Source organism: Polynucleobacter sp. 31A-FELB (genome assembly GCF_018882405.1).
GTDB lineage: Bacteria > Pseudomonadota > Gammaproteobacteria > Burkholderiales > Burkholderiaceae > Polynucleobacter.
This window is the reverse complement of the sequence record NZ_JACVOO010000007.1, coordinates 33,172-53,847: the sequence shown is the minus strand read 5'-3', so window position 1 is coordinate 53,847 and position 20,676 is coordinate 33,172. Positions and strand designations below refer to the sequence as shown.

Annotated in this window: 26 protein-coding genes; 4 read left to right on the top strand and 22 right to left on the bottom strand. The window is 45.5% G+C overall.

Annotated features, from left to right (window positions below):
* Nucleotides 1-10: 10 nt before the first annotated feature.
* The 6 genes from soxA to ICN30_RS05985 all read right to left on the bottom strand — a co-directional run bounded on the left by soxA (nucleotide 11) and on the right by ICN30_RS05985 (nucleotide 4,628).
* On the bottom strand, nucleotides 11-826 hold the full coding sequence (soxA, locus tag ICN30_RS06010; RefSeq protein ID WP_216274028.1) for a sulfur oxidation c-type cytochrome SoxA: 816 nt from the start codon (nucleotides 824-826) through the stop codon (nucleotides 11-13).
* Between the two features lie 55 nt (nucleotides 827-881).
* On the bottom strand, nucleotides 882-1,190 hold the full coding sequence (gene soxZ, locus ICN30_RS06005) for a thiosulfate oxidation carrier complex protein SoxZ (RefSeq protein ID WP_015421154.1): 309 nt from the start codon (nucleotides 1,188-1,190) through the stop codon (nucleotides 882-884).
* Between the two features lie 58 nt (nucleotides 1,191-1,248).
* Nucleotides 1,249-1,701, bottom strand: a complete 453-nt coding sequence (gene soxY / locus ICN30_RS06000) for a thiosulfate oxidation carrier protein SoxY (RefSeq protein ID WP_216274026.1) — start codon at nucleotides 1,699-1,701, stop codon at nucleotides 1,249-1,251.
* Between the two features lie 86 nt (nucleotides 1,702-1,787).
* Nucleotides 1,788-2,867, bottom strand: a complete 1,080-nt coding sequence (locus ICN30_RS05995; RefSeq protein WP_216274024.1) for a c-type cytochrome — start codon at nucleotides 2,865-2,867, stop codon at nucleotides 1,788-1,790.
* The gene (soxC, locus tag ICN30_RS05990) at nucleotides 2,851-4,206 is read right to left on the bottom strand and encodes a sulfite dehydrogenase (RefSeq protein ID WP_370625610.1); all 1,356 of its coding nucleotides are present in this window, start codon (nucleotides 4,204-4,206) and stop codon (nucleotides 2,851-2,853) included. Before soxC ends, ICN30_RS05995 begins: the two co-directional genes overlap by 17 nt.
* Before the next feature lie 80 nt (nucleotides 4,207-4,286).
* Nucleotides 4,287-4,628 carry a metalloregulator ArsR/SmtB family transcription factor gene (locus ICN30_RS05985; RefSeq protein ID WP_216274021.1) on the bottom strand — a complete coding sequence of 114 codons (342 nt, stop codon included), beginning with the start codon at nucleotides 4,626-4,628 and terminating at the stop codon, nucleotides 4,287-4,289.
* 105 nt (nucleotides 4,629-4,733) lie between these two features.
* Between ICN30_RS05985 and modB the strand changes: the two genes are divergently transcribed.
* The 3 genes from modB to ICN30_RS05970 are packed head-to-tail and all read left to right on the top strand — an operon-like array spanning nucleotide 4,734 to nucleotide 7,436.
* Entirely contained in the window at nucleotides 4,734-5,384 is a 651-nt protein-coding gene (modB, locus tag ICN30_RS05980; RefSeq protein ID WP_216274019.1) for a molybdate ABC transporter permease subunit, read from the top strand.
* Complete coding sequence (locus ICN30_RS05975) at nucleotides 5,384-6,493, top strand: ABC transporter ATP-binding protein (protein WP_216274017.1); 1,110 nt, start codon at nucleotides 5,384-5,386, stop codon at nucleotides 6,491-6,493. Before modB ends, ICN30_RS05975 begins: the two co-directional genes overlap by 1 nt.
* 43 nt (nucleotides 6,494-6,536) lie before the next feature.
* Nucleotides 6,537-7,436, top strand: coding sequence for a prenyltransferase (locus ICN30_RS05970; RefSeq protein WP_216274015.1), 900 nt, complete (start codon nucleotides 6,537-6,539; stop codon nucleotides 7,434-7,436).
* Nucleotides 7,437-7,494: 58 nt separating this feature from the next.
* Here ICN30_RS05970 and ICN30_RS05965 read toward each other — a convergent pair whose 3' ends face one another.
* From ICN30_RS05965 to ICN30_RS05935, 7 genes are all read right to left on the bottom strand, one after another.
* Entirely contained in the window at nucleotides 7,495-7,692 is a 198-nt protein-coding gene (locus ICN30_RS05965) for a DUF2892 domain-containing protein (RefSeq protein WP_216274013.1), read from the bottom strand.
* Nucleotides 7,693-7,758: 66 nt separating this feature from the next.
* Complete coding sequence (locus ICN30_RS05960) at nucleotides 7,759-8,736, bottom strand: sulfurtransferase (protein WP_216274011.1); 978 nt, start codon at nucleotides 8,734-8,736, stop codon at nucleotides 7,759-7,761.
* A 13-nt stretch (nucleotides 8,737-8,749) separates the two neighbouring features.
* Entirely contained in the window at nucleotides 8,750-9,373 is a 624-nt protein-coding gene (locus ICN30_RS05955) for a hypothetical protein (RefSeq protein ID WP_216274010.1), read from the bottom strand.
* A gap of 9 nt (nucleotides 9,374-9,382) precedes the next feature.
* The gene (locus tag ICN30_RS05950; protein WP_216229028.1) at nucleotides 9,383-9,616 is read right to left on the bottom strand and encodes a hypothetical protein; all 234 of its coding nucleotides are present in this window, start codon (nucleotides 9,614-9,616) and stop codon (nucleotides 9,383-9,385) included.
* A 20-nt stretch (nucleotides 9,617-9,636) separates the two neighbouring features.
* Nucleotides 9,637-10,206 carry a YeeE/YedE thiosulfate transporter family protein gene (locus ICN30_RS05945; RefSeq protein WP_216274008.1) on the bottom strand — a complete coding sequence of 190 codons (570 nt, stop codon included), beginning with the start codon at nucleotides 10,204-10,206 and terminating at the stop codon, nucleotides 9,637-9,639.
* 1 nt (nucleotide 10,207) lies between these two features.
* Nucleotides 10,208-10,732, bottom strand: coding sequence for a YeeE/YedE thiosulfate transporter family protein (locus ICN30_RS05940; protein WP_216274005.1), 525 nt, complete (start codon nucleotides 10,730-10,732; stop codon nucleotides 10,208-10,210).
* Nucleotides 10,733-10,881: 149 nt separating this feature from the next.
* Nucleotides 10,882-11,466: a rhodanese-like domain-containing protein gene (locus ICN30_RS05935; protein WP_216274003.1), complete on the bottom strand. Its 585-nt coding sequence runs from the start codon at nucleotides 11,464-11,466 to the stop codon at nucleotides 10,882-10,884.
* A 199-nt stretch (nucleotides 11,467-11,665) separates the two neighbouring features.
* Between ICN30_RS05935 and ICN30_RS05930 the strand changes: the two genes are divergently transcribed.
* Nucleotides 11,666-11,974, top strand: a complete 309-nt coding sequence (locus ICN30_RS05930) for a high-potential iron-sulfur protein (RefSeq protein ID WP_216133322.1) — start codon at nucleotides 11,666-11,668, stop codon at nucleotides 11,972-11,974.
* Between the two features lie 64 nt (nucleotides 11,975-12,038).
* Here the strand turns inward: ICN30_RS05930 and ICN30_RS05925 are convergent, their stop codons facing one another.
* The 9 genes from ICN30_RS05925 to trpA all read right to left on the bottom strand — a co-directional run bounded on the left by ICN30_RS05925 (nucleotide 12,039) and on the right by trpA (nucleotide 20,644).
* Nucleotides 12,039-12,755, bottom strand: a complete 717-nt coding sequence (locus ICN30_RS05925) for a Crp/Fnr family transcriptional regulator (protein WP_216274001.1) — start codon at nucleotides 12,753-12,755, stop codon at nucleotides 12,039-12,041.
* On the bottom strand, nucleotides 12,752-13,375 hold the full coding sequence (locus tag ICN30_RS05920; protein WP_216273999.1) for a class I SAM-dependent methyltransferase: 624 nt from the start codon (nucleotides 13,373-13,375) through the stop codon (nucleotides 12,752-12,754). The genes ICN30_RS05925 and ICN30_RS05920 overlap by 4 nt, the downstream gene beginning before the upstream one ends.
* 33 nt (nucleotides 13,376-13,408) lie before the next feature.
* On the bottom strand, nucleotides 13,409-14,617 hold the full coding sequence (locus ICN30_RS05915; RefSeq protein WP_216273997.1) for an O-succinylhomoserine sulfhydrylase: 1,209 nt from the start codon (nucleotides 14,615-14,617) through the stop codon (nucleotides 13,409-13,411).
* Between the two features lie 69 nt (nucleotides 14,618-14,686).
* Nucleotides 14,687-16,225, bottom strand: a complete 1,539-nt coding sequence (gene purF, locus ICN30_RS05910; protein WP_216273995.1) for an amidophosphoribosyltransferase — start codon at nucleotides 16,223-16,225, stop codon at nucleotides 14,687-14,689.
* Nucleotides 16,226-16,229: 4 nt separating this feature from the next.
* Entirely contained in the window at nucleotides 16,230-16,796 is a 567-nt protein-coding gene (locus ICN30_RS05905) for a CvpA family protein (RefSeq protein ID WP_216273992.1), read from the bottom strand.
* Entirely contained in the window at nucleotides 16,796-17,602 is an 807-nt protein-coding gene (locus ICN30_RS05900) for an SPOR domain-containing protein (RefSeq protein ID WP_216273990.1), read from the bottom strand. Before ICN30_RS05900 ends, ICN30_RS05905 begins: the two co-directional genes overlap by 1 nt.
* Nucleotides 17,603-17,605: 3 nt before the next feature.
* Complete coding sequence (gene folC / locus ICN30_RS05895; RefSeq protein WP_216273988.1) at nucleotides 17,606-18,931, bottom strand: bifunctional tetrahydrofolate synthase/dihydrofolate synthase; 1,326 nt, start codon at nucleotides 18,929-18,931, stop codon at nucleotides 17,606-17,608.
* Nucleotides 18,932-18,936: 5 nt separating this feature from the next.
* Nucleotides 18,937-19,824, bottom strand: coding sequence for an acetyl-CoA carboxylase, carboxyltransferase subunit beta (gene accD / locus ICN30_RS05890; RefSeq protein WP_216273986.1), 888 nt, complete (start codon nucleotides 19,822-19,824; stop codon nucleotides 18,937-18,939).
* 22 nt (nucleotides 19,825-19,846) lie between these two features.
* Nucleotides 19,847-20,644: a tryptophan synthase subunit alpha gene (gene trpA, locus ICN30_RS05885; protein ID WP_216181259.1), complete on the bottom strand. Its 798-nt coding sequence runs from the start codon at nucleotides 20,642-20,644 to the stop codon at nucleotides 19,847-19,849.
* Nucleotides 20,645-20,676 lie beyond the last annotated feature (32 nt).

Here is a 20,676-nt window from a genome sequence, read left to right as displayed (position 1 = left end):
CTCTTATCTATTAACGCTTCAAGCCAGGTGTTTCAACTGTGCCGCCATTAGCGTTCTTTGCCATATACATTGACAAAGCCATGGTGACATCAGAGCCATAGATTGGGAAAGGGAAACGTTGTTGACGATAGCAATCATTTAAACGTTGCTGCATTGTCCAAAACTGACCGCTAGAAACACGGTATGCAGGCCAGTAACCCCAACCTAAAGCAGCACCCTTTTGTTCCGTGATATTTGGTAAATCTTGCAAACGAATACGCTTTCCATTTTCGGAGTGGCAAGATGCGCATGAGAAGTCCATCGGTCCGCCCTGGAAGAAAAAGGCACGCTTGCCGAGGTCATACATTTCTTTTTCTTTTGGATGGGCAGTGCTTACCTTGATCTTGTCACCCTTAGACTGGGTTACAACGTAAGCAACAATTGCCTCCATGTCCTTCTTTGGACCCTTTTGGAATGGTGCATCAATCATCTCTTGCGGATCGCGACCTTGTAAAACTTGCATACAGGTCATCAAGCGGGATTCAAGATCCTGAACCTTGTTGGTATCTTTAAAGTAGCGCGGTAGTTGTGCTGCAGCGCCTTTAACTACGCCTGGGCCTAAGCCTAAATTACATTTTTCAAGCGTGGCATTTTTAGGGCCCGCTGGTTTCTTCCATAAATTTTCGCCAGCCGCCTCGTAGAGCTCTGAAGGGTTACCATCAGCAATCATCTCTCGATATTTGGCAATATCGTCTGTAGCACTTTTTTGTGCTGACACCGAAGATGTCATTGTTAATAAAGTTGCCACTAAACCAGTAGCTAACCCTAAGGTCAATTTACGCTGCATTTCCTACCCTTTCAGAACCACGGAGGCGGTGATGATTTATTAAAGCAAAAAGCAATTAAGAAGCAGTTGCTTCATCAGTACGCTTGTCACCCTTGCTATCGTTCCAAGTTACAACAATCTTGTCACCTTTAGCGCCCTTGTATTTAAAGTTCAAGAATGGATCCTTAGAAACCGCTGGACCAAATTGACCGTTAAACACATCTTTGCCATTAGCTTTTACATTGATTGTGCTGATAAACCATGCTGGAATAGTTTTGCCTGAAGCGTCTTTGCGCTGGCCAGATTCCATATCATGTTTCATCAAAATTTTTACATCTACAGTACCGCCATTTTCAGCAGCTCTTACGCGCATTGGATCAGCCATTTTGGTTCCTCTTTTAATCTATATATAAGTGAATCGTATTTATCTACTTGCTTCGGTATTAACCGCCGCAACCACCAAGGGTTACCTTGACTTCTTTAACAGTCATTAACCACTTGCCATCAGCTTTTACCAAGCCGTATACATTGGATGTTTGACCCATTTTGATACGGGTTGTTACAAATGAATCAGTGCCAGCCGGGATGAAGAATTGAGCTGCCAATGAACTTGGGTTCTTTTCAACCAAGATGGCCATTTGTTCAGCCTTCAGTGTGGAAGTAATTCCAACAGGAACAACTGCGCCGTTTTCAGCGATATCTGGAGCGTTCAAAGTCACTGCAGATGATTTCTCTGGACTACCAGCGCCCAAGATCTTAAATACATCATCAATACCTTTGCCCTCAAAAGCGGCTTTGTTCCACTCTTGAGCTTGTGCGGTGCTAATGAGACCTGCTGAAGCCATCAAGCCAAATACTGCTGAATACTTCAATAAACTACGACGCTGCTGATTCATAAAAACTCCTTTATTAATCTTTACTTCTATCAATTTATTACCTATTTTGCATTAAAACATGGTGGTTACTACTTAGTTGGCAATTTTTATTTGCCACCAGATAGCACCCACGTTACTAAAGTCTTGCGGTCTTCATCCGAAAGCTGGGCTTGTGGTGGCATTGGAATAGAACCCCACACACCAGCTCCTCCAGATTTCACCTTTGCCATCAGCTTATCAACCGCTCCGCTTTGACCTTCATATTTCTTTGCAATCTCAGCAATTGAAGGCCCCACTAACTTTGCATTAGGAGCGTGGCAAGCCGAGCAGTTTTCACTTTGGAATAAAGCAGCAGGACCTTTTTTAGCGGCTGAATGCGTATCCTTGGCATGAGCCAAGCCCTCGCCGGCTGCGCCAGGTAATGCTTTTAATGGTGGCTTAGTTGAATCTGCTCCGCGGTATGGGCCATACATGCGGTTTTGCTCTGCAATATTGTCATGCGCATTTCGAGCAAAGTCAGGCAATGTTGAGCCGATTTGGACAAATGGTACGCAGTTATGCATACAAGCATTTCCATTAACGTCCGGCTTGTCCTTTACATTCCAGAAGCCGTGCTTTGTGGTCATGCCATTACGATTCGGCATTTTGACATCGGCAATATTTTTATCGCTCAGCACAAAATCATCAGGAACAATCTCGCCTAGACTCAAAATAAACGCAACAACCGCGTAAGTATCGTCAGGTGTTAGTGATCTTGGTGCATTCCATGGCATCGCGCGATAAATGTAATCCCATAATGTAGATACCGTAGGCACCTTCATGAGGGTTGTACGTTGCGGCTGCTTCATATCCTTTAATGAAGCTACCTTACCCGTTTTGACATCATCCTTAGTAGTACCACCAGCAATCGGAGTGAAGATCTCATTAGACTCACCAAATGTGCCGTGACAGCTTGCACACTTAGTCTCCCAAATTACTTGGCCCTTTTCGACAGAGCCAGATCCTTTTGGCAAACCTTTAAAGTCGGGGCGAACATCAATATCCCAAGCGGCAACTTCCGCAGGAGTAGCCGTTCTACCAATACCAGGGAATTTGACTGAACCAGACTGCGCTAACGCTTGTTGCGCAGTGATTGTGATGAGCGCCGCAAAGCCTAGGCCAATACTAAATTTATCCAACTTGAACATTGCTCACCTCGCCGTTTGAATCCAATTTCCATGATTGAATTGCATTGTTGTGATAAATCGATCGAGTGCCGCGAACATTGCGGAGTGTCTTGATCGAGGGTTGAATATAGCCAGTGTCATCCATCGCACGGGACTGGAGAATCGCGGGAGAGCCATCCCAAACCCAATCAATATTGAAGCGAGTAATGGACTTCGTAAGAACTGGAGTCTCTAGGCGAGCAGTACGCCAGTTATTTCCGCCATCAAATGAAACGTCTACACGTGTAATTTTTCCGCGGCCTGACCAAGCCATACCACTCACGTTGTAGAAACCTTTATCTAGCAACTGCTGACCACCTGAGGGAGTTGTAATAACTGATTTGCACTCTTGGATTGATGCGTATTGACGATGCGTTCCGTCAGGCATGAGTTCAATATAGTGAACCGCTTCGTCTTTTGCATTCCATGGCATATCGCCTACTTCCAAGCGACGCAACCATTTAACCCAGCTAACACCTTGAACACCCGGCACCACTAGGCGCAATGGGAATCCATTTTCAGGGCGCAACATCTCACCATTCATAGCCCAAGCCACGATGGTGTCATTCAAGCAACTCTCAAGATTGATGGTACGAGTCATACCTGAGCCATCGCCACCTTCGGCAAGCATGAACTTACCCTTTTTGAGATCAGCGCCACACTCTTCGAGCAAGACCTTTAATGGAACACCGGTGAACTCACAGCAAGAAAGCATGCCGTGTGTGTACTGAACCGTAGGAACGGCAACGTTGCCCCACTCCAATCCAGTATTTGCTCCACACTCAATAAAGTGGGTACGAGAAACAGAAGGCAGGCGCATTAAATCGTTCATGGTGAAAACACGTGGGTTTTTCACCAAACCATTCACCATCAAGCGATGGGTTTCAGGATTAAGGTTGTACCAACCTTGATGATGGCGCTCAAAGTGCAAACCATTTGGAGTAATAGTTCCAAATAAACCCTGTAATGGAGTGAAGGCAACCGAAGCCGCAGACACACGCGTTAAACCTGGAGACTCACGACGAATCAAGTTGGACTCATAAATAGATGGCACGCCATAAGGCATTGTTGCCACATTCTTACCAAGAGTGGTTTGCCATTCTTGCTTCTCAAGGATCGCAGGATCACCCTCGCCTGCAGCCATAGCCAGTGGTGCTGTTAAGCCAGCCGCCGCACCGCCTAGAGCAGACATAAAGCCCTTGCGCAAAAAGCCGCGACGATTCTCATCTAAACCATTGGCATTGATATCGGCGATAAGCTCTTGGGAAATAAAATGCTCAGGTGCCTTAACAAGGCGTGCCTGGTTAGCTGGCTTTTCGATAGCACCGATATCCTGCGCACTAATCTCTATTTGTTTTTTGGTCATGTGATCTCTACTTTGATGAATAGATACTTAAAAAATTAATGCAAACTTTCGGCCATCTTCGCGCAAACTGTTTGGCACATCTCTACAGTAGCGTTGTCAGCGATTGAGTAAAAAACAGTCGTGCCCTCTTTGCGTCTCAGCAATATTCCTGCCTTGTGAAGCGCTGCAAGATGACGTGAAACATTTGCCTGACTGGAGCCGCACAACTCAATAACTTCAGAAACAGACTTTTCACCGCTACACACTGCATACATGATGCGCAAACGTGATGGTTCAGAAAGCACGCTGAAATAATCTGCTGCGCGCGCGAAAACCTTTTCCATCGCTTTTGGAGAAAGATCCTTAGTGGCTTTTTTGACTTTTGCTTTGATATTCACTAGCTTAAAATAATATATGCGTATACGTGCATATATTGGACACCCAAGACCAAAACACTTATATAGTGGGATACCCTAGTCCGCAAAGGCAATACAATCAAAAAAATGGATATTGATGCAATTCTGCTGTCCTTAAAGCTCGCTTTTTGGACTATGGCTTTGATGCTCCCATTTGGGGTTTGGGTTGCCCATAAGCTAACCAAGCTCAATAAAAGCCGTCCATGGCTTGAGGCCGCTCTAGCCCTTCCCCTAGTTCTTCCGCCCACTGTTTTGGGTTACTACTTTCTAGTTTCATTTGGAAATACCAGCATTTTCGGCTTTCCTCTTGTATTTTCATTCACAGGCATCCTTCTTGCCTCACTGATTGTGAACATCCCATTTGCGATTCAGCCCATTCAAAGGGCATTTGAGGCCATCAACCCTGAAATTCGTGAGGCCGCCCAAGTCAGTGGTCTAAGCAACTGGCAAATCTTTCGCTTGATTGAGCTGCCGCTATCCTGGCGAGGCATTACTGGTGCTGCCGCCCTTACCTTCGCTCATACCCTTGGTGAGTTCGGCGTAGTCCTCATGGTTGGTGGTGCAATTCCAGGAGAGACAAAAACTGCCTCCATTGCAATATATGACAAGGTACAGAGCTTTGATACCTCGGGTGCAGGATCTTTAGCGCTCGTACTCTTGGGTATATCTTTAGTGTGCATAGCACTCTCATACGGAATATTCGGGCGCAACCCAAATCGTCGCAGAGGTATCAGCTAATGCTAAAGGTAAAGATTAGCCAAAACACACCTAGTCCACTACAAATTAGTCTGGAATGCGCACCTGGAGACTTGCATGCCTTGGTTGGCCCCTCCGGCAGCGGTAAAACTACAGCTCTTAGAACCATAGCAGGCCTAAATACGCCATCTAGAGGAAAAATTGAATGTAATGGCGAGGCTTGGTTTGAGGCTGATGATCTTGGCGGCAAGATAAGGCAGCTTTCGCCTGCGGAACGCTCATGTGGATTCTTATTCCAGCAGTACGCACTCTTTCCACATCTCAACGCAGTAGGCAATGTGGCAATTCCTTTGCAAAATTCTGGTCTCAATACATCTGAACGCAAGAAAGTCAGTTTGGATCTACTGGATCGCATGGGTATAGCTGATCTTGCAGATAGGTTGCCACACCAACTATCTGGCGGACAGCAGCAACGTGTTGCCCTCGCCAGGGCTTTGGCTAGACAACCTAAAGTCTTACTACTGGATGAGCCATTTTCAGCAATCGACGCTCCAACACGTCAAGGCCTTTATAAGACATTGGCACAGCTTCGTACAGACTTAAATATTCCCATGATCCTGGTAACGCATGACTTACGTGAGGCCGATTTATTGGCTGACCGGATTACCGTCATAGATCAGGGTATTAGCTTGCAAACTGCCGCACCAAGAGTTTTATTTGAAAGACCTAGGAATTCCCGAGTTGCGGAATTAGTTGGTATTAGCAATATGTTTCAAGGCGTATTTGACTCTGGTAGCTTGAGTTGGGATGGGTGCAACACCGCTTTTAGTGTTGCAGATAAAGGAAAGATTCCCCCCAAAGCACGTGTCGCCTGGGTTATTCCTCAGAGCGGCTTGAGTGTTCATAACAATCCGACTCAGACTAGCGTCCCTGCACTGGTTGAGAAGATGAGCGCGCTTGGCCAGATAGCAGTCATTCAATTGCGAATACAAAATAGTGAAAATACTGTTGAATGGGAAGCCTCTGCAGCTGAAGTTAACCGATTGCAGATGCAGACTGGGGCGCTAATGCATCTCGAACTCGATGGAAATCAAATTCATATCATGCCGCTAAGGCCAATCAACGATCCACGACGATTTATCGATCATTAATTTAGCCCCTTAGAATGCTTACGATAAGATTTCTAAATTACTGATGAGCAGTATCAAAAATTTCTTTTTGGCAACAAGGCCAAACTTCTTAATCATTACCCTATTGGGCTGCTGTATTGGTCTGTCATTTCCAAGTCTTGGAATTAAATCATCATGGATTGTTAACCTCCTGGCAATCATAGTAGCGATGCTTGCACATTCAGGTGCAAATCTACTAAATGACTACTGTGATCATCGCAATGGTAGCGATGAAAATAATGAGGAGCGCATCGCCCCCTATACAGGTGGTAGTCGATATATACAGAATCAAATCCTAAGCCCCAGACAAATTTACTTATCAGCACTCGTATTGCTGGGTCTAGCTGCAATCTCAGGCCTCCATATCTGCAGCGTTACAACTTGGGAGCTACTCCCCATTGGACTAGTTGGCATCTGCATGGCTTGGGGATACTCGGCGCCACCCTTACAGCTCATGTCTAGAGGCATCTTGGGTGAACTGGCAATTGCGATTGCATGGTCCAGCCTTGTAGTGGGTATGGCAAGTTTACAGATTGCTAAATTGGCGGTATCAGCAATTCCCGTTGGCTTGGCGTTTGGATTAATGATATCGAACATCCTATTGGTCAATCAAATACCCGACATCAATGCAGATAAAGCGGCTGGGAAGAATACCTTGGCAGTTCAATGCAAAAATAAACAAATATGGGTCTGGCAAATCCTAATTTTGTTAAGTGGATTCGCGCTTCAATTCATGAGTATTTATGATGGAACACTACCAAAATACACCTTGATAACATTGGCCTGTGTTCCGGGGTTTGCTTATTGCGCTTCTATACTTCGCACTCGCGCCAACATAAAGGCTCAGCTGAAATTGGCGATACAAGTCAATCTATTAACTGTGCATTTGTATGCAATATTGCTATTGACTGGAATGTTTCTCTAGAAATAAAAAATGCCCTTGCTAGATTTTCATCCAAGCAAGCGCATCAATATGAGTGGGATTATTTAGAGCAACTACTACCACTTGTATTGATTCCCAACAATGGATAGGCTGGACAGAATTTGAATAATCCGGTTGCCAAAGGAACAACGCCAACCCAGGCCCAAGCACCAGTAGTTCCAGTTAGAGCCAAACCAATTAATACGAGCCCAACGACAATACGTAAGATGCGGTCAATTCCGCCAACATTGCATTTCATATCAACATCCTTTTTAAAATTACGGAAAATTACTTAACTTATATGTGAAGCAAAAAATCAATGCAGTTAGTTCAGCGAAACACCTACCAATGGGCGACCTTCTAAAGTCCAAAGATATAGAGACCCGTCATAGAGCTTGGTAGATTTATTACCAATCAACTCAGACATCACAAACCAACCACCAGCAGCTAAGTGACCACTATTGCAATAGCTAATTGCAGGTGCCTTAGGATTAATGCCGTTAGCAGCAAATAAGGAGTTATAGGTATTCTTATCCCAGAAATACAATGCACCTTTTGCTGGCTTTGCCAATAACTCAGGTGCAAGCTCTTTCGCTCCAGCGATATGCCCATAAGCCCCTACATAGTCACGCTTGCTAAGACCAAAATACTGAACAGGCTGACGAGCATCAATCAAGGTGGATTTTCCTGTTTTTGAGGCAAGGGCTACCTGCTCTGAATTGGCAATTAATTCTTTACGCTCTGCTTTACCGAGCCAAGTTCCATTCGATTTAAGGGGTGGTGCAACAGAATAATCGCGGCCTTCAGAAAGCCAGCCAGCCATACCGCCATCCAATACAGCAATATTGTCCTCGCCGTAAACCTTAAATTGCCAATAGGCGCGTAAGGCTTCATCAATATCTGAAATATCAAGACCAACGGGAACCAAAATAATGGGTTTATCAGAATTAACTCCTACAGACTGAATAATCTTTTCAAAGTCGGCCTTTTCAGGAATGAGATATTTAATCTTCTTCCCATCAATCATTCTGTCAGCCCTAACTTTTTTGAAATCCAATAATGTTGAGTCCTGAATATGCCCGCCTACCTCAACCAAAAATTTCTTTCCAGTCTTTTTATCGACTTCAAATTCAGGGGCACGCGTATAGCTAGCGACATCACCGCGAACTTCAAGTATTTGAACTTCTGATTGGTTAGCTGCCAACCATTCTGCACTGACCACTGGACCAGGCAATGTCACGGCCTGAACAATTCCGATAAAGCTTGCGATGGCCAAAGCCAGTCCTAATTGCATCTTTTTCATTTGAACTCCTAGGTTAATTTTCAGGTAATAAATGCTGCGAAAGTTGATCCAATAAATCAATCTTGCTTTGCGTTAAAACATGATGACTCTTCGAATCCAATGCACTCTCCAAATCTCCAAGCTCGATCTTGAGCTCGCTAATTTTTTGGTCTCGGCTCAGGATCAGCTTTTCCATGTCGATAAAATATAGTTTTGTTAATGCGCTGATCCACCGTGCAATTGGACCCATTCTGCCCTTTATCGCCATATCAAAATCACGTAGCTGAGCAATAACTGATTGTGCAGAAACAAACTTTTCACCGGTGACCCATTGATTTGTGGTGAATAGCCGAACTGGCAAACCTTGTTGATTTAACGCAATCCCAATGAGGTGATGAAAATCATATCCACATCTCTTAAATAAGTGGAAATGGCCATGCTCACCATCCACCATCTCATCCGCTGAGTGTGCGTGGTAGTAAAACTCATAACCACTGACTTCGTCCACCAAGTCATTTGCTGGGTAATGATTCCACTCAATAAACTCCTTGGCGCCACAAAGCGCTACCTCGCTAAGGGTTAAGCCCTTTTTTGCGTATCGTGTTTGGATGCTTGCAATTTCTTGAGCAGCCAGACAGAGAGTGGATTGGATCAACACGTTTATGAATTAGTCAGCTGATTTACGCTTTTTCGGTCCACAGGGGTTTGCTGGTCCACAGGGATTAGCAGCCTTCTTCTTAGCTGGGCCACATGGGTTGGATGCATCCTTCTTTGGACCGCAAGGATTTTTTTGCTCGGCGCCAGCTGGTGTTGCTGGAGCATCCGCTGCATTTGCCATCGGAGCTGATGCCAGTCCTGCCAATGCTAAAGCTAATGCAACTACAGTTGATTTTTTAGACATTATTTTTTCCTTTTAAAGTATTAAATTTCTTGCGAGCTAACTGGACCACGTGATTTCTTTTCCATCCAGGATCCCAATGCAAATACACCAACCGCCGCAATCACCATTACGACATCAATAGATAGGCTAGAAACACTTAAGAGCTCTGGCAATGAATCGGCACTAGGAATTTCACCAAGAGTAGTGAGGGACTCAATACTTGGGTATATACCAGCGAATACGATTGTTCCAAGCAGCAACCCGATTAAAAAGATTCCAGCATCCATCCGACCCGACATGAGGCCAACCACTGAAGTTCCGGGGCAATAGCCACCAATAGCAAAACCCGCCCCAACAAATGCACCACCTAAGGCGGCAGCACCTAAAAATGATGGCGGCACAAAGAGGCTGCCACTATCTACAACGCCAACTTTTTCCAATATCAACAGTCCAACTGCCGAAAATACGATTGCAGTAAACATGACTTTAAATACAGACCAATCTGTTAGACGAAACTGACCTGTTAATTTATTGGGGTTACCAAAGCCAGCGCGCTCAAGCACAAAGCCAAAAGCTCCACCAAGCAATAGCCCAGAAAGAATTGTTCCCATCTTATTTCTCCTCTTTCATGAAGCGGCTAGCCAAGAGGCCAACAGCAAAGAATGTACCCAGAAAGGTAAATCCAGCGAGGCTAAGTACGGCTGCTCCTGATAGTCCTAAGCCACTTGTACAACCAGCAGCAATACGCGCACCAAAGCCCGCCAAGATTCCGCCAAATAGCGCTGTAAATGGCCTATTAGCACCACCGAGGAATTTCTTTCCATCCAGCTTAATGGCTATTCTTCCAGCAAAAAAAGCAGAAATTAGCGCTCCAAGCGCAACCCCTATGACCTGCCACGTAATCCAAGCATCGAGCGGCCTACCCTCCTCAACCATTCCGCCCAGATACTCATTGGCATTTGTTGCGGTGGGCATTAAATACATTCCAAACCATGCCGTCAGCCTGGTTGTAAAGCCGGTTGCCCCCAATCCATGACCAGTAAATAGAAATGTTGATAGCAGCACGATGCCAAGTAGGATTCCCGCAATTAGCGGATTCCAATATGGTGCTGGTTGCTTAAGTTGCTGTTGATTCATTGCTCAGAACCTCAATTAAGGTATTAATAATATATTTAATTATATATTATTACTGAGGAAAGAAAGAGTCAAGTGTCAATTGCAATGAATCTGAGCTAAAAAAATGGGGCTATAAAAGCCCCATGCGAAACTAAGTTCAATAGGAAAACTTAGAACTCACCCTTAACGGTAGTCAAACCTAGAGCATCCCAATCGAGCATGCCTCCACGGTAGTAGTAGATCTTTGTAGCTGGGAAGCCGTCGCGCGTCATGGCAGCCATCGCCATTGGGCTTTGCGGGCATACCGGACCATTACAGAAGGCATATACCTTTTTAGCCTTAGAGCAATCCCATTTAGTGGATCCGGCGATTGGCTTTTTGCAACCCAACTCGTCCATGCGCATGGCAACTTCGGTATAAGGTATGCCAACTGAGCCAGGAATAGTTCCTTTAACGCGATCGTCAATAACACGCATATCCACAACAATAGAGTCTTTGTCATTAAGCGCATTTAAAACATCGATCTCATCTACAGGAACAACCCCCTTAATTGGGACTAGCGGCTGCAACCAGCCCTTATTCTTAGCGCATGGGGTCATTACGCGGGTAATTTCCACGGGACCCTTAGGTGTATTTACAACAAATTTAGTGGATTTGTCGAAAATTTGTAGCAATTCGGGATTGGCAGGTGCGGATGACTGCGCAGAAACAATGCTGGATGCAAGCAGTAGACCAATTGATAAAAACTTTTTCATAGAACCCCTTTTATTATTTATCTGCCAATGAAATGGCTATTTAAATGCCTATATACGCATCAACGCATAATTTCACAGTTTGAGGCCAAGTCTTGCTAAACTTAATCCTGAGAAACCCCTATTGTTGTTGGTGTTATCCCCTTTAATATCTCTAAAGCTTGTTATTAACGCTTTTATTGACCTAAATACTGGAATCCACATGAAAAATAGTCGTCGCCAATTTATGATTTTGTCCGCTGCTGGTGCTTGCACCTTGGCTTTGAACGGAAAAGTTCAAGCTCAAGCAATGGTTTCTGAAACTGATCCGCAAGCTGCTGCTTTGGGTTACAAAGCTGTTGCCACATCTGTTGATAAAGCAAAGTATGCAAAATACGCGGCTGGACAAGAATGCGATAACTGCGCTTTGTTCCAAGGCAAAGTTGGCGATGCAACTGGCGGCTGCTCTTTGTTTGGCACTAAGAAAGTTGCTGGCAAAGGCTGGTGCTCTGCTTATGCTAAAAAGGCTTAATGCCAAATTAGCTTCCGTATTAAATAAAAAAGCTGCTTCGGCAGCTTTTTTAACGCTTAGTGGTTTAGGCGCTAGCTTGTGAGAACGCTTTTAACTTCTCAATACTTGGTATTTGAATGCTCAAGCGAGAGACATTTGAAATGACTCCCTGGTCAGCCATAGAGGCTAGAGCTCTGCTAATAGTCTCAAATTTCACATCCATCATGAGACCCATATCTTCACGCTTAAAAAGGGGTGCAACTGCCATGTCGCCAGAAACCTTAGCAACCCTTAAAAAGAAACGCGCTAAACGCACTTCAATACGACCGGTATTGATTTCAGAAAACCAAGATTCCGATTGGGCAAGAGCTTCACCCCATTTCTTAACAATCTGGCGATGTAAACGCGGTGACTCTTCACCTAAGGATGAAATAATCCTCTTGGGAATGCGGCATAGATGAATATTTGAAAGTGCGGCAGCTGAATGGGTGTAAACATCGCCTAGCAATGCTTCCATGCCAAATAAGTCTCCAGGAACTACGAGACGGACAATTCTTCCGGAGCCATCGGAATTAATGTGAAGTAATTTGATATAACCATCCCTCAGGGTGAACAGATAATCAGCCGCATCACCTTGCGTATAAATTCCGGAGTTGGCCTCAAACCTCAGATCATCAATCGGCTCATGTATCTTAGAAAAGTCTTCTTCATTGAGCTCAGCAAAAAGTACGGAGCTACGTATTGAGCAGGAATTGCAGTCGCTATTACCTTGCCAAGCACTCTTAATTTCGATCGTCTTCATGAGCTCTTTTTAGCAACCATACCGAGTAGTGCTGACATGCCAGTATGTCTAGCTCCTTCAGATAACTCTTTTTCATAACACTGTAGATCAAGAATATCGAAACCCTGACTCAGCTCTCGAATCATTTCTTCTGTATACAGGTGCTCAATTAAAGATGGACCACCCGTTTTATATTCCAATTGCTTCGGTGTATAGCCTTGCAGAATAAATAGGCCGCCAGGTTTCAAAGCCTGATGTACTTGCTTAAAAATCCTGGCACGCATTTCGGGATCAGCAAACTGGATGAAGATGACAACAACCGCATCATAGGCATTTACCTGCCAATCAAAACCATCGGTATCGCAGAGGCTATATTGGATGCTAACTTGATTCTCATTAGCAAATTGCTTAGCCTTAGCAAGAGCGATATCAGAAACATCAAAGCCGGTGACATGCATTCCCTGCTTTGCAAGCCAAACGCCATTACGCCCTTCACCATCAGCAATGCAGAGAACAGAATTTTTGGGCTTTAGATATTGAGCGGACTTCTGAACGAGATACTCATTTGGCTCTTTGCCAAAAATAAATTCACCTGTATCAAAACGCTCATTCCAGAACTGGGTAGCATCAGTAAAACTCATTTAGGCTCCGACCTTCAATTTGCGTTTATGCAACTACTTCTTGATACCACCAACGAGGTCATTCTTCAAATCAATCACATTTTCAAGTCCAACCGCAATACGAACAAGGCCATCGGTAATGCCGGCGGCTTTACGAGCTTCTGGACTTACACGGCAATGGGTTGTTGTTGCAGGATGCGTAATCGTGGTACGAGTGTCACCCAGATTTGCAGTGATAGAGCAAAGTTTGGTTTGATTGATAAGCTTGAATGCAGCCTTCTTGCCACCCTTAAGAGTGAAAGACAAGATAGCGCCGCCCGCTTTTTGTTGGCGCTTAGCCAGAGCATGCTGGGGATGTGACTTTAGACCAGGATGATAGACACGCTCTACTCCTGGCTGCCTTTCTAACCATTGAGCAATTTCCAAGGCATTCTGACTCTGCTGCTTCATGCGCAACTCGAGAGTCTCTAAACCTTTTAAGAATACCCAAGCATTGAACGCTGAAAGTGTTGGACCAGCAGTTCTTACATAGGGAAATACTTTGCCCATGATGAAATCATTGCTACCCACAATAGCACCGCCAACCACTCTACCCTGGCCATCCAAATATTTGGTTGCCGAATGAATGACCACATCAGCACCTAAGGCTAGCGGTCTTTGTAAGGCTGGTGTGCAAAAGCAGTTATCGACCGCAAACAAAGCATTTGCTTTTTTTGCAATCTTAGAAATAGCTTTGATGTCTGCAATTTCAGTTAATGGATTGGAAGGCGTTTCCAAATAAAACAACTTGGTATTTTCTTGGACGGCATTCTGCCAAGCCTTGGTATCAGCCAGATCTACATAAGTAGTGGTGATGCCAAAGCGTCCCAAAATATTGCTAAACAATTGGATGGTGGCACCAAATACAGAGCGAGAGCAGACTACATGGTCACCCGCCTGCAGATGAGACATTGCCATTGTCAAAATCGCAGCCATTCCTGAGGAAGTTGCGATACAGGCTTCACCGCCCTCTAAGGCAGCGAGACGATCCTGAAACATGCTGACTGTGGGATTGGTGAAACGAGAATAAATAAAGCCTTGATCTGCATGGGCAAAACCATCGGCAGCCAATTCAGCGCTATCGAAGCAAAAGCTAGAAGTCAGGAACATCGCCTCTGAATGCTCTTGATATTCAGCTGTGCGACGAGTTCCAGCGCGAACCGCTAAGGTTTCAAGCGCAAGTTTTGAGAAATCAGGTTTTTTGCGGGTAGTTTTACTCTTCATACCGCTATTTTGACACCGAATTACAGAATTGCCTCAGACACGCATGCCTGAGGAACTCGATCGTTGTTTTTAGTCTTCTGTAGCCAAATGCAAATGCAGTTGGGAGCGTGCAAAGTCGCTGGAGTCACGTTGACGATCAGCCTTAGCCTCGGAGGTATTACGAGCTGCCTCTAAAGCATCCAAGTAAGAGTCATTGATATCACCAGTGATGTAATGACCATCGAAACACGAGGCTTCAAAATGCTGAATATTAGGATTAATGTCCTTCACGGCCTGCTTCATATCTTCAACGCTTTGGTAGATCAACTGATCGGCACCGATCATCTTATTAATCTCTTCATCAGTGCGACCATAGGCTACCAACTCGCTACGAGTTGGCATATCAATACCATAGACATTCGGGAAGCGTACTGGAGGTGCTGCAGAAGCAAAAATCACTTTCTTAGCGCCAGACTCGCGCGCCATCTGCACAATCTCAAATGAAGTTGTGCCACGAACGATAGAGTCATCCACAATCAATACTGTCTTGTCTTTGAACTCAATACGCATGGCATTCAGTTTTTGACGTACTGACTTTTTGCGTACAGCCTGACCCGGCATGATGAAGGTTCTACCGATATAGCGATTCTTGAAGAAGCCTTCGCGGTAGTCAACGCCTAGACGTTTTGCAACCTGCATTGCTGCCGGACGACTAGAGTCCGGAATCGGCATCACAACATCAATCTCACCCGGAATCGTTTCTTTACGAATTTTCTCGGCAAGATAATCACCCATACGCATGCGTACGTTGTAAACGGTAACACCATCAATCGTCGAATCAGGACGAGCCATGTATACGTACTCGAAAATGCAAGGCGTCAGAACAGCGTCGGCTACACATTGACGTGAGTAAAAATTACCATCTAAATCAATATAAATTGCTTCACCAGGATTGACGTCTCGCACAAAGGTAAAGCCAAGGCCATCAAGAGCAACTGACTCAGAGGCAATCATCCACTCTGGGCCCTTAGGTGTATCAATACGTCCAATACATAAAGGACGAATACCAAACGGATCGCGGAATGCTAATAAGCCATAACCTGCTATCAAAGACACAACAGCATAAGAACCTTTAACGCGCTGAGTTACTTGTGTAACGGCATTAAACATAGCGCTTTCATCAAGGGCCGCGCTATTAGTTTCTTTTTGAAGTTCGTCGGCCAGTACATTCAATAGAACTTCTGTATCTGAGCTGGTATTAATATGGCGGCGGTCGCGGTAGGCCATCTCGACGCGAAGACTTGCTGCATTGGTGAGATTGCCGTTATGTGCCAAGATAATTCCGTATGGAGCACTAACGTAAAACGGTTGCGCCTCTTCTTCGCTACTAGCTGATCCAGCAGTTGGGTAACGCACCTGGCCAATACCGGCATTACCTAACAAGCTACGCATATTGCGAGTTCTGAATACATCTCGCACTAAACCATTGGCCTTATGCATCGTGAATGAGTTGCCATTCATCGTTGCCATGCCGGCAGCATCTTGACCGCGATGTTGCAAGAGCAACAAAGCGTCATATATCAGTTGATTAACTGGGGAGTGGGAAACTGTTCCAACGACGCCGCACATAAGCCTAGATCCCTATTGTTAATGAAGGTGTAACGGTGGGTGTAATTTTAGGTATTGCATCACCTAATTGTTTAGCCCAATCGGCTGGTAGCCAATTTTTAATTAAACCAGTTGCCATGTCTATGGCTGGACGAGTAATCGCTTTTTGCCAAGCCATGCTTTGAGGAATTGGAGTCAAAGCTGCTAATGTGGCCATCACAACCACCACCAGACCGCCACGCGCTAGACCAAAAATAAGACCCAAGAAACGATCTGTCATGCTGAGCCCAGCAGATAGAATGATCTTTTGAATCACGTTACCAATTAGGCCGCAAACAATCAGAGTCAAAATAAATAGAATTAGGAAGCTGACACCTAAGCTCAGCAGCTCATCCATATGAAAGGTGGACAGCCATTCAACAGAGAGATAGTTGGTGTAGTGATATGCAACCCAGGCAGCAACAAACCAAGAGGCAAGAGCCAGAACTTCTTTAAACAGACCTCGAGAAATACCCACCAAGGCAGAAACCAATAGCACTACTAGGGTGAAGTAATCCACCGTAGTTAACTTCAAGGTGGATAAATATTCCATTAAGGTGCTCCAACCTCAACCAGCCTTGGAGAAAGGCCCATGGCTTTGACTTTTTTCTCAGCAGCTTCGGCTGCATCTTTATCAGTAAAGGGACCAGCTCTTAATACATAGAGCTTCGCACCATCTGCGCCGGTTTTATTGAGCACGTAGTTCGGAATCTTTTGATCTTTCATCTTCGCAATCCAACCCTTGGCGCGGTCTTCGGAAGCAAAGGCGCCAATCTGAATAACGTACTTACCAGTACCTGCTTTTTTTGGAAGCTCTTCAGTTTTTGCTTTAGTAGTCGTATTTGGTGCAGCAACCACCTCTTCACCAGCAGCCAATCCAATAGAGCTAGCTTTAGATGCAGCAGGCGCTGGTTTAGCATCGGGTTTGACTTCGGAAGTTGGTGTTGGTGTTGGCGCGGCTACAACATCTTTTGTTTGCGCAACTTCTTTTTCTTTTGCAGGCGTTTCAACTACTGCTGCAGGTTTAGCCTTTTCATCGCTCGCAGGCAATGCCGCGTTAGGCGCTGGAAGGCTGGTAACGATGTTCACAGCAATATCGTTATTTACAGACTTTGGCTTGTTATCCAAGATGCGGGGTAAGCCCACTACCGCGATTAAAACCAATACAGCTGCACCAATCAAACGATGACGAGCACGTTGCTGCTCAGGATCTTCAGTAAGCGCAAGCTCCTCGCTCTCTTGAGCGCGCTGAAAACTGCGGGGAGCTAATTTATTGACGGTACGACGACCCCTCACTGAACCTAGGTCAAGGTCTTCAGTCTCAGGGTTTCGCTTAAAAAGCTTCGGTAAACGAATCATGGATCAATGCGCCTGGTTGTTTCGATATGCCATTACGCCGGCAACGGTATAGAAGGATCCGAAGATGACAATTCTATCACCCTCACCTGCCTTAGAAAGGGCTTTTTGATACGCTGCAGCAGGATCTGGGAAGCATTCAATACCGCCATCTTCGCCATTTTTAACGGCTACCCCCAGCTCTACCAGCCTCTCAGACAAGGCTGTCGCAGTAGCAGCCCGCGGAGTCGGTAAATCGGTGCAAAACCAAAAATCAACGCTATCCAATAATGGCTTAATAACTCCAGCTATATCCTTGTCCGCCATTGCCCCAAAAATGGCATAGGTATAGGGGTGATAACCCATTTTTTCGAGGCCCTGCCCTAAAGTAGCTGCGGCATGGGGGTTATGCGCAACATCCAGAACGACAGTAGGTTGACCAGGAAGTACCTGGAAGCGGCCAGGCAACTCTACCAATGCAAATCCATTACGAATATCTTGGGCGCTAACTGGTAGTCGCTGATGCAATGCCATTAGGGTTGCAATTACGGCAGAGGCATTGAGGATTTGGTTGGCGCCACGCAAAGCGGGATAGCCAAGGCCACTAAAGCGCTTTTGACGCCCTGCCCAACCCCACTGCTGCTTATCACCCTGAAAGTTATAGTCACGGCCTTGCAGCCATAAATCACAGCCAAGTTCTTCAGCGTAATCAATAAGTGATTGTGGTGGCACGGGATCGCCGCAAACCGCAATAGCGCCAGCACGAAAAATTCCCGCCTTTTCTCGTCCGATAGCTTCGCGAGTTCCACCCAGAAAATCAGCATGATCGATATCAATACTGGTAACTATCGCGCAATCTGCGTCAACAATATTGACGGCATCTAATCGTCCGCCCATACCAACCTCAAGCACAACAGCATCTAAATTCACCTTGGAAAATAAATGCATGATTGCCAAAGTGGTGAATTCAAAATACGTTAGGGTTGGAGCATCCACTAGGCTGACACGAGCCTTTTCAACAGCGGCAAAATGTTCTAACAAGAGATCATCTTTGACCTCTTCACCATTTACTCGAGCGCGCTCATTAAAGTTGAGTAAATGTGGGGACATATGGCAACCCACCTTATAGCCGGATGCCAACAAAATACTTTCAAGATAGGCGCAAGTCGAGCCCTTACCATTGGTGCCAGCCACTGTAATCACAGGACATTCGAAATGAAGCCCTAAAGCTGCCTTGACACGATTAATACGGTCAAGACCCATATCGATACCGACAGGGTGCGCAGTCTCGAGGTGACTAAGCCAAGCCGCTAGGCTAGAAAAAAGAATGGGGGATTGGTGTGCGGAGCTCAAGCGCTTTATACAGCTGCGCTACCCGCAATCGCAGGCTCAGGAAGCTGCTGGAGTAAAGCCAATAGTCGGGCAATTTCTCCGCGCATCTGGCGACGATCAACGATCATGTCAATGCCGCCTTTCTGCATCAAAAACTCAGAACGCTGAAAACCTTCTGGCAACTTTTCACGAACAGTTTGCTCAATCACACGTGGTCCAGCGAAACCAATCAAAGCTTTTGGCTCAGCCATCACCACATCACCCATAAAGGCAAAGCTGGCAGAAATTCCACCCATCGTTGGATCGGTTAAGACGCTGATATAGGGCAAACCTTTTTTAGACAACAAGGTCAACATCGAGTTGGTCTTAGCCATCTGGAATAAGGAGAGCAAGCTTTCTTGCATACGAGCACCACCAGTTGCAGTGATACAAATAAAAGCGCACTTCTTGGCAATAGCCTCTTGGACGCCACGGGCAAAACGCTCGCCCACTACTGAACCCATTGAGCCACCCATATACTGGAACTCAAAACAGGCAGCCACAACAGGAATACTTTCGATCTTGCCACCAAGGACGATTAAGGCTTCAGACTCACCAGAGGCATCATTCGCTTCTTTAATACGGTCTGGGTATTTCTTGGAATCTTTAAATTTCAGAGGGTCGGTTGGGTAAATGTCAGCGCCAATCTCGTAGCGACCTTTTTCATCCAACAGGCTGTCCAAACGCAAACGTGCGCCGATGCGCATATGGTGACTGCATTTTGGGCAAACCGATAAATTAGCTTCGATATCAGTACTGTAAAGAACAGTTTCACAGCTGGGGCACTTAACCCAAAGTCCCTCAGGAACAGATTTGCGGCTAGCAGGATCCGTATGTTGGATTTGTGGGGGTAGTAATTTATCGATCCAGCTCATCAGTTTTTAACTATCCAGTGCATTAACTATCTAAAGCGACGCGAATTTCACGTATGAAGGTTTCAAGTGATTGTACCGCCTGGCCGGGGGCAGAATCCTCCAAAAGTCGAATAATTCGACTACCAATTACCACCGCATCTGCTGTTTTTGATACCGCACGGGCACTTTCAGCGTCATTAATGCCAAAACCGACCGCAATAGGGATTGGGGTGGCTTCACGGATCTTAGGAATGATGCTGGCCACATCCTGGGTATTGAGGTGTGATGCACCAGTTACACCGCGCATAGAAACGTAATAGATATAACCAGAAGCTATTTTGGCAGCATCCTTTATGCGTTCTGGTGATGAAGTCGGTGCCAATAGAAAAATTGGGTCAACACCAGCAATCTTCATGCGAGCAGCAAAGTCCTCACACTCCTCCGGTGGGTAATCCACCACAAGAACACCATCAACCCCAGCTGCTTTTGCCTCAGTTGCAAAACGCTCTGCCCCCATTTGCTCCACAGGGTTGGCATAGCCCATCAATACAACTGGCGTATCCGCATCAGTTTTACGAAATTCTTTCACCATATCTAAGCAGCCATGCAAAGTAACGCCTTGTGTCAGCGCCCTCTCAGACGATCGCTGAATAACAGGACCATCCGCCATCGGGTCAGAAAAAGGAACGCCGAGCTCAATGACATTTGCACCACCGCGAACCAATGCATGCATTAACTCAACAGTGAGTTTTGGATCGGGGTCACCAGCAGTAATAAAAGGAATGAGTCCCTTTTTGCCAGAAGCTTTTAGTTCATTAAAGAGTGCAGTGATTTTTGACATGGCAATTCGTAATTATTATTTTTATGTGAGTT